Origin of the sequence: Xanthomonas sp. SHU 166, assembly GCF_000364685.1 — a bacterium.
Lineage (GTDB): Bacteria > Pseudomonadota > Gammaproteobacteria > Xanthomonadales > Xanthomonadaceae > Xanthomonas_A > Xanthomonas_A sontii.
Map to the genome: position 1 here is coordinate 1 of NZ_AQOJ01000576.1, position 7,837 is coordinate 7,837.

Annotated in this window: 4 protein-coding genes; all 4 read right to left on the reverse strand. The window is 69.5% G+C overall.

Translation table 11 applies throughout. The annotated features are described in order from the left end of the window. The coding region (locus D180_RS14430; RefSeq protein ID WP_017913355.1) for a 5'-nucleotidase at positions 1 to 793 on the reverse strand (793 nt) is incomplete at its 3' end. Between the two features lie 135 nt (positions 794 to 928). Further along, positions 929 to 1,699: an NAD kinase gene (locus D180_RS14435; protein ID WP_026143327.1), complete on the reverse strand. Its 771-nt coding sequence runs from the start codon at positions 1,697 to 1,699 to the stop codon at positions 929 to 931. Between the two features lie 201 nt (positions 1,700 to 1,900). Then, on the reverse strand, positions 1,901 to 2,527 hold the full coding sequence (locus D180_RS14440) for a hypothetical protein (protein ID WP_017913356.1): 627 nt from the start codon (positions 2,525 to 2,527) through the stop codon (positions 1,901 to 1,903). A gap of 278 nt (positions 2,528 to 2,805) precedes the next feature. Beyond that, positions 2,806 to 7,746 (reverse strand): NAD-glutamate dehydrogenase domain-containing protein, encoded by a 4,941-nt coding sequence (locus D180_RS14445; protein ID WP_343122586.1) that lies wholly within the window; start codon positions 7,744 to 7,746, stop codon positions 2,806 to 2,808. Between the last annotated feature and the right edge of the window lie 91 nt (positions 7,747 to 7,837).

Consider the following 7,837-nt stretch of genomic DNA (forward strand, 5'->3'; position numbering starts at 1 on the left):
GCACGCCCCATTCGCGCAGGGTGCGGATCACCCGCTCGTGCGCCGGCGCCGAGCGTGCGGTGACCAGCGCGGTGCGGATCGGCGAGGCCTCGCCGGCCGGGAATGCGGACTGCAGCGCATGCAGCGCCGACAGGAAATTACGGAACGGCCCGCCGGTCAGCGGCTCGCGCGCGTTCTCGCGCTCGTAGCGGCCGAACGCCTCCACGCCCTGCTCGCGCGAGAAGCGCTCGCCTTCGTCGCCGAAGATCACCGCATCGCCGTCGAAGGCGATGCGCAACTGGGTGGACAGGCGATCGGCATCGATCGCGCCGGCGGCCGCGGCCGCTTCCTGCGCATGCTCGCCGGGCGGCTTGGGCAGGATGGTCGCCGCGGCGATGCCATGGCTGAGCGCGCGCCGCACCGACTCCGGGTTGGCCGACAGGAACAGATCGGTGCCGAACGGCTTGACGTAAGGCCAGGTCGCCTCGCCGGAGGTGAAGGTGGCGCGGACGATGCCCAGCCCGTAGTGCTGGATCGAGTTGAAGATGCGCAGCCCGGTGTCGGCGGAATTGCGCGAGAGCAGGATCACCTCCACCGGCGGCGTCTCCGGCGGCGTGCCCTGGTTCAGCGCCAACAGCTTGCGCACCACCGGAAACGCCACCCCGGGCGTCAGCACATCGTCCTCGCGCTCGCGCTGATACGCGCTGTACGCCTCCACCCCCTCGCGCTCGAACAGGGCATGGCCCTCTTCCAGATCGAACAGGGCGCGCGAGGTGACCGCGACGGTGAGCAGACGGGGGGAGTTGTCGGACATTTTGGGCTGGGAGTGGGGAATCGGGAATGGGGAATAGGGAAAAGCGGTTTGCGGGCGTGGAATTTATCCAGGGAAAGGGAATTGTCAGGAAACCGCTCTTGCGATTCCCCATTCCCGATTCCCCACTCCCCGCCCCTACACCATAAATTGCTCGCTCAAGATCCGCTCCTCCAGATTGTGCTCCGGATCGAACAGCAGGGTGACCAGGCGGTCGCGGGATTCGCGGATGGTGACTTCGACCACGTCGCGGGTCTCGTGCGAGTCGGCGGTGACGCTGACCGGGCGTTTGTACGGATCCAGCACGCGGAAGCGCACCTCGATGTCGGCCTTGAGGATCGCGCCGCGCCAGCGCCGCGGCCGGTACGGCGCGATCGGGGTCAGCGCCAGGGTGTGCGAGCCCAGCGGCAGGATCGGTCCGTGCGCGGAGGAGTTGTAGGCGGTGCTGCCGGCCGGGGTCGACACCAGCACGCCGTCGCAGATCAGTTCGTCGACCCGGGTCTGGCCGTTGAGATCGATGCTCACGTGCGCGGCCTGTCGGGTCTGCCGCAGCAGCGAGACCTCGTTGTAGGCCAGCGAGCCGGTGGTGGCGCCGGATTCGGTCTGCGCCAGCATTTCCAGCGGCCGCAGCTTGGCCGGCTCGGCCAGGGCCAAGCGCGCGACCAGGTCGTCGTCGCGGAACTGGTTCATCAGGAAGCCGACCGTGCCCAGCTTCATGCCGAACACGGGCTTGCCCAGGCTGCCGTGGCGATGCAGGGTCTGCAGCATGAAGCCGTCGCCGCCGAGCGCGCACAGCACATCGGCGTCGGCCGGCTCGCAATCGCCGTAGCGCCCGACCAGTTGGGTACGCGCGTGCTGCGCCTCCGGCGCGACGCTGGCGAGGAAACAGATGCGGGGCGAGGACGGCAGGACGGAAGCGTTCATGGCCCCGATCATACCCGGGGCGCCATGACCGGCGCGCGGCGGCGAACCGGCGGCACGCGCTTGCAGCCGAGACAGCGGCCAATCCGCGGCAGTTGCATGCCGCGTCCGCACCGCGCTGTGATGGGACCTGCGGCGACAGCCATTGCAGGCCGGTGCCCGGTACCGGGCCGAGTCGCTCCGCCCGCCTTATCTGCCGGACACGAAGTCGCGGCACGCAGTCTCTGTCGCCTGCTCCTGCATCGCCTGGCGTACCGATGCCGGCACCAGCGGGCCCAGATGCTCCCGCACCTGCTGCGCCAGCTCCACCGACCGGATCTCGCCCATCCCCTCCTGCCTGCGCGCATCGGCCAGGCACAGCCAATACCAGGCCCGCGCCAGATCCCGGCACGGCTCCGGGCCGCAGGCCTGGATCCAGGCCAGTTCGGGTTCCCAGCCGGCACCCGAGCACCAGCCGGGGCGGCTCCATTCGGCCAGCAGCGCGGCATGGTCCGGGATGGTGCCCACGCCCAGGAAGCGACGGCGGCCGTACGCGCGCATGGCCACGCTGCAGCCACGGATGTCCAGCCAGGTGCGGGCATAGACCGCACGCTTCAGTGCCGCCAGTGCCGCGGCCTGCTCGCCGTTGGCGTCCAGCTGCAAAAACAGCGCATACGCGGCATCGCCCACCGATTTCCTAGCAAGTGCACGCAAGCGTCGCAGGTCGCCCTGCCGTGCCTGCTGCAGCGCACGCTGCAGCCGCAGCTCCAGCGGAGGCTGCAGTGCCAGGAAGACGATCAACAACAGGAGCACTGCGGGGATGGCCAGGTACAGCATGTACGCCTCGAAATGCGGCGCTGCAGCCGTGTGCTCGCCCGATGGCGCGGATCGTATCAGCGCGGGCTGTCAGAATCCCGCGGCCTTGCATGACGCGGTCGGTCGCCGCAGCGGTGCGCCGCCGGCCTGGCTCCAACGAAGAACGTGAGGCGAGCGCGGATCCCCGCCAAGGACGCGTGACAGTAATCGCCTGCCACGCGCCATGCGTCACCATCGGGCGACGCGCTACCGCAGTGGGCCAGGCCCGCACGCGCGGGCCTGGCCATCGGCGCGATCGGTCAGACGCCGTGCGCCGCCAGCTGGCCGAGTCGCTGCACCGCCACCGACACCGTCGGGTAGTCCAGCGTCTTCTGCGCAGCCAGTTCCTGCAGCATGCTCAGGGTGAAGCGCAGGCTGCTGTCGTCGCGCTGCAGCCAGTGCTGCACCTTGGCCTCGGCGGTGCCGCCCGGCAGGCTCAGCGCCTGGCCGGCCAGCGCACTGTGGTGCTTGGCCAGTTCGTCGCGCAGCACGCCGCGGGCCACCGCATGCCAGCGGCCGTTGACCTCCAGCGCGTCGATCTGCTCGAACAGCCACGGCAACTGCAGCGCCTCGCCAAGGCGGAAGTGCACCTTCGACACCTCCACCGGCTTGAGCTTGCGGTTGCGCGCCATCTCGATGATGTCGAACGCCGGCTCCAGGAAGCGCAGTTCCGACAGCTGCTGGGCGAGCGCCGGCGGCAGGCCCTTGTCCTGCCACTCCTGCACCAGCGCCTCGTAGCGCGGACGCTGCGAATCGGGCAGCACGCCGGAGGCGACGCGGATGTCGTTGAACGGCTCGTAGTAGCGCTCCACCGCCGCGGTGATGCCCGGCATCGGGCCCGGGCGGAACAGCAGCCAGCGCACGAAGGCGCGCTGCAGCGTCCAGATCACCTCCAGCGCGTCGATCTGCACCGACTCGGGCACCTTGCCGTCCAGCGCGTCGATCTGCGTCCACAGCGCGCGCGCATCCAGCGTCTCGCGGCTGATGGTGTAGGCCTTGGCGACCTCGGCGATGCTGCGGCCGGTGTCTTCCTGCATGCGCATCAGGAAGGTGGCGCCCATCCGGTTGATGGTGGTGTTGGTCACCGCGGTGGCGATGATCTCGCGCTTGAGACGGTGCCGCTCCATCGCATCGGCGTACTTCTTCTGCAGCGGCTGCGGGAAGTAGCGCTGCAGCTCCTTGGACAGGTACGGGTCCTCGGGGATGTCCGACTCCAGCAGCTGCTGGAACGCCACCAGCTTGGAATAGGACAGCAGCACCGCCAGTTCCGGACGGGTCAGGCCCTGGCCGCGCGCCTTGCGCGCAGAGATCTCCGCGTCCGAGGGCAGGTATTCGATCTGCCGGTCGAGCAGGCCCTGCGCCTCCAGGGTGCGGATGAAGTGCTGCTTGGAGCCCAGGCGGGTGACGCTCATCCGCTCCATCAGGCTCAGCGCCTGGTTCTGGCGGATGTTGTCCCACAGCACCAGCTCGGCCACTTCGTCGGTCATCGACGCCAGCAGCTTGTTGCGCGCGTCCAGGGTCAGCTTCTTGGCCTGCACCACGTCGTTGAGCAGGATCTTGATGTTGACCTCGTGGTCGGACGTATCCACGCCGGCCGAGTTGTCGATGAAGTCGGTGTTGAGCAGCACCCCGACCTGCGCGGCCTCGATGCGGCCGAGCTGGGTCAGGCCGAGGTTGCCGCCCTCGCCCACCACCTTGCAGCGCAGCTCGCCGCCGTTGACGCGCAGGCCGTTGTTGGCGCGGTCGCCGACGTCGCCGTGGGTCTCGCTGGCGGCCTTGACGTAGGTGCCGATGCCGCCATTCCAGAACAGGTCCACCGGCGCCTTGAGGATGGCGTTCATCAGGTCGTTCGGCGAGAGTTGCTTGACGCCCGGCTCCAGGCCCAGCGCCTCGCGCACCGGCGCGCTGATCTCGATCGACTTGAGCGTGCGCGGGTAGATGCCGCCGCCGGCGCTGATCAGCTTGGCGTCGTAGTCGGCCCAGCTGGAGCGCGGCAGCTTGAACAGGCGCTCGCGCTCGGCGAAGGACGCCGCCGCGTCCGGGTTCGGGTCGAGGAAGATGTGGCGGTGGTCGAACGCGGCCAGCAGGCGGATGTGGCGCGACAGCAGCATGCCGTTGCCGAACACGTCGCCGGACATGTCGCCGATGCCCACGCAGGTGAAGTCCTCGCTCTGGCAGTCGCGGCCCAGCGCGCGGAAGTGGCGCTTGACCGACTCCCAGGCGCCGCGCGCGGTGATGCCCATGCCCTTGTGGTCGTAGCCAACCGAGCCGCCGGAGGCGAACGCGTCGCCCAGCCAGAAGCCGTGGTCCAGCGCCAGGCCGTTGGCGATGTCGGAGAAGGTGGCCGTGCCCTTGTCGGCGGCGACCACCAGGTACGGATCGTCCTGGTCGTGGCGTACCACCTGCGGCGGCGGCACGATCTTGCCGCCGACGATGTTGTCGGTGATGTCCAGCAGGCCCTGGATGAACAGCTTGTAGCAGGCGATGCCTTCGGCCAGCACCGCGTCGCGGTCGCCGCCGACCGGCGGGCGCTTGCAGAAGAAGCCGCCCTTGGCGCCGACCGGCACGATCACCGTGTTCTTGACCATCTGCGCCTTGACCAGGCCCAGCACCTCGGTGCGGAAGTCCTCGCGCCGGTCGGACCAGCGCAGGCCGCCACGCGCCACCGCGCCGAAGCGCAGGTGCACGCCTTCCACGCGCGGGCCGTACACGAAGATCTCGCGGTACGGACGCGGCTTGGGCAGGTCCGGCACCTTGGCCGAATCCAGCTTGAAGCTGATGCAGTGACCCAGCCCGCCATCGGCGGTGCGCTGGTAGTGGCTGGTGCGCAGGGTCGCCTCGATCACGCCCTTGAAGCTGCGCAGGATGCGGTCCTCGTCGAGGCTGGCGACCTGGTCGAACAGCTTCAGCAACGCGGCCGAGACCGCCTCCAGCTGCGCGTCGCGGCTGCCGCTGCGCGCATCGATCACCGGCTGCAGCGCCTTCAGCGCCGCGGCATCGTCCTTGGCCAGCAGGTGCAGTTGCGCCGTCAGCGCGGCCTGTCCCTCGGCGATCTGCGCCTTGCTCTCGTTGCCGGTGGCCGGATCGAAGCGCGCCTCGAACAGCTCCACCAGCAGCCGCGCCAGCAGCGGATAGCGATTGCAGGTCTCTTCCACGTAAGCCTGCGAGAACGGCACGCCGGTCTGCAGCAGGTACTTGCAGTAGCCGCGCAGCACCGCGACCTGGCGCCAGCTCAGGCTGGCGCCGACGATCAGGCGGTTGAAGCCGTCGTTCTCGGCGTCGCCGCGCCAGATCCGCACGAACGCCTCGCACAGCGGCGCGTCGGCCGCGGCCACATCGATGCTGCCGGCCAGCGGCTCGACCTCGAAGTCCTGGATGGACAGCGCGGTGCCATCGACCACCAGCCGATACGGACGCTCGGAGATCACCCGCAGGCCCAGGTTCTCCATCATCGGCAGCACGTCCGACAGCGGCAGGTCGTCGTGCTGGCGGTACAGCTTCAGGCGCAGGCTGTCGGCGCCGTCGCGACGCAGCGCCTGCAGGCTCAGGTGCAGGTCTTCCGGACCGCGCAGTGCGGCCAGGCGTTCGACGTCGCGCGCGGCGATCTGCGCGGTCGACTCCTCGATATAGCCGGCCGGCAGCGCGCGGCCGTAGCCGGCGGCCAGGCGCAGACCATCGCGCTCGCCGCAGCTGGCCACCAGCGCCTCGCGCAGGTCGTCGTGCCAGTTGCGCAGCAGGTGCGCCAGGCGCGATTCCAGTTCGGTGGTGTCGAACTCCAGCGCCTCGCCGGGCTTGGGCCGCACGATCATGTGCAGCTGCGCCAGCGGCGATTCGCCCAGCACCACGTTGGAATCGATGTACTCGCCGTGCAGCGCGTCCTTCAGCAAGGCCTCGATGCGCAGGCGCACGTCGGTGTTGAAACGCTCGCGCGGGATGTACACCAGCGCGGAAATGAAGCGGCCGTACTTGTCGCGGCGCAGGAACAGGCGGCTGCGCACCCGCTCCTGCAGGCCAAGAATGCCCATCGCGGTGCGGTACAGCTCTTCCTCGTTGGACTGGAACAGCTCCTCGCGCGGCAGCGTCTCCAGGATATGGCGCAGCGCCTTGCCGCTGTGGCTGCTCGGGGTCAGTTCGGACTTGCGCATCACGTAGTCGAAGCGCTCGCGCACCAGCGGGATCTCCCACGGGCGGCGGTTGTAGGCGCTGGAGGTGAACAGGCCGAGGAAGCGCTGTTCGGCGACGATGCGGCCCTTGGCGTCGAACTCCAGCACGCCGATGTAGTCCATGTAGCCGCTGCGGTGCACCCGCGAGCGCGCATTGGTCTTGGTCAGGATCAACGCTTCCTTGGTGCCGGACTCGCTGAGACCGTGTGCGGCCAGCGTGCGCACCGGCCGCGCCGGCGACTTGTCCTGCCCGCGCAGCAGGCCCAGGCCGCTGTCTTCCAGCGGCGCCAGCACGTCTTCGCCGCCCTGTTTCTCCACCCGGTACTCGCGGTAGCCGAAGAAGGTGAAATGGTCGGCCGCGGCCCAGCGCAGGAATTCCTGCGCCTCGCGCCGGCCCTTGTCGTCCACCGGCAGGCGCCGCGTGGTCAGGTCGTCGGCCAGCGCCAGCATCTTCTCGCGCATGCCGCCCCAGTCGCGCACGATGTTGCGCACCTCGCCGAGGATGCGCCGGATCGCCGCTTCCACCTGCGCCATGTCTTCCGGCGGCTGGCGGTCGATCTCCAGCGCCATCAGCGATTCCGCCTTGCCCTCGCCCACGTTCTCCAGCGTGCCGCCCTTGTCGCGCTGCATGCGCAGCACCGGGTGGCCGAGCACGTGCACGCCGATGCCCAGCTCGGCCAGCGCCATGCTCACCGAATCGACCAGGAACGGCATATCGTCGTTGACGATCTGCAGCACCGTGTGCGACGACTCCCAGCCGTCGTCCTTCAGGTTCGGGTTGAACACCCGCACATTGACCGTGCCCGGCTTGCGCTTGCGTGCGAACTCCAGCATCGACGCGGCCAGCGCCGCCCACTCCTGCGCGCTGTGGTGGGGGAACTCGTCCTCCTCCATGCGCTTGTAGAACTCTTCGGCGAAGGTCTGCGCCTCCTCCTGGCGCGCGGCCGGATAGCGCTTGCGCAGCGCCGCGAACACCGAGGCCAGGCTGAAGGCGCTGGCGGCCGGCGCCGCGTCGATCACCTTGGCGGTCGCCGGCACGGTCGCGGCCAGCCTGGGCGGCGTCGCGGCCTTGCGCGGGGCGGCGGCCTTGGCCGCAGGCTTGGCGGCCGCCTTGGTCTTGGCAGGGGCC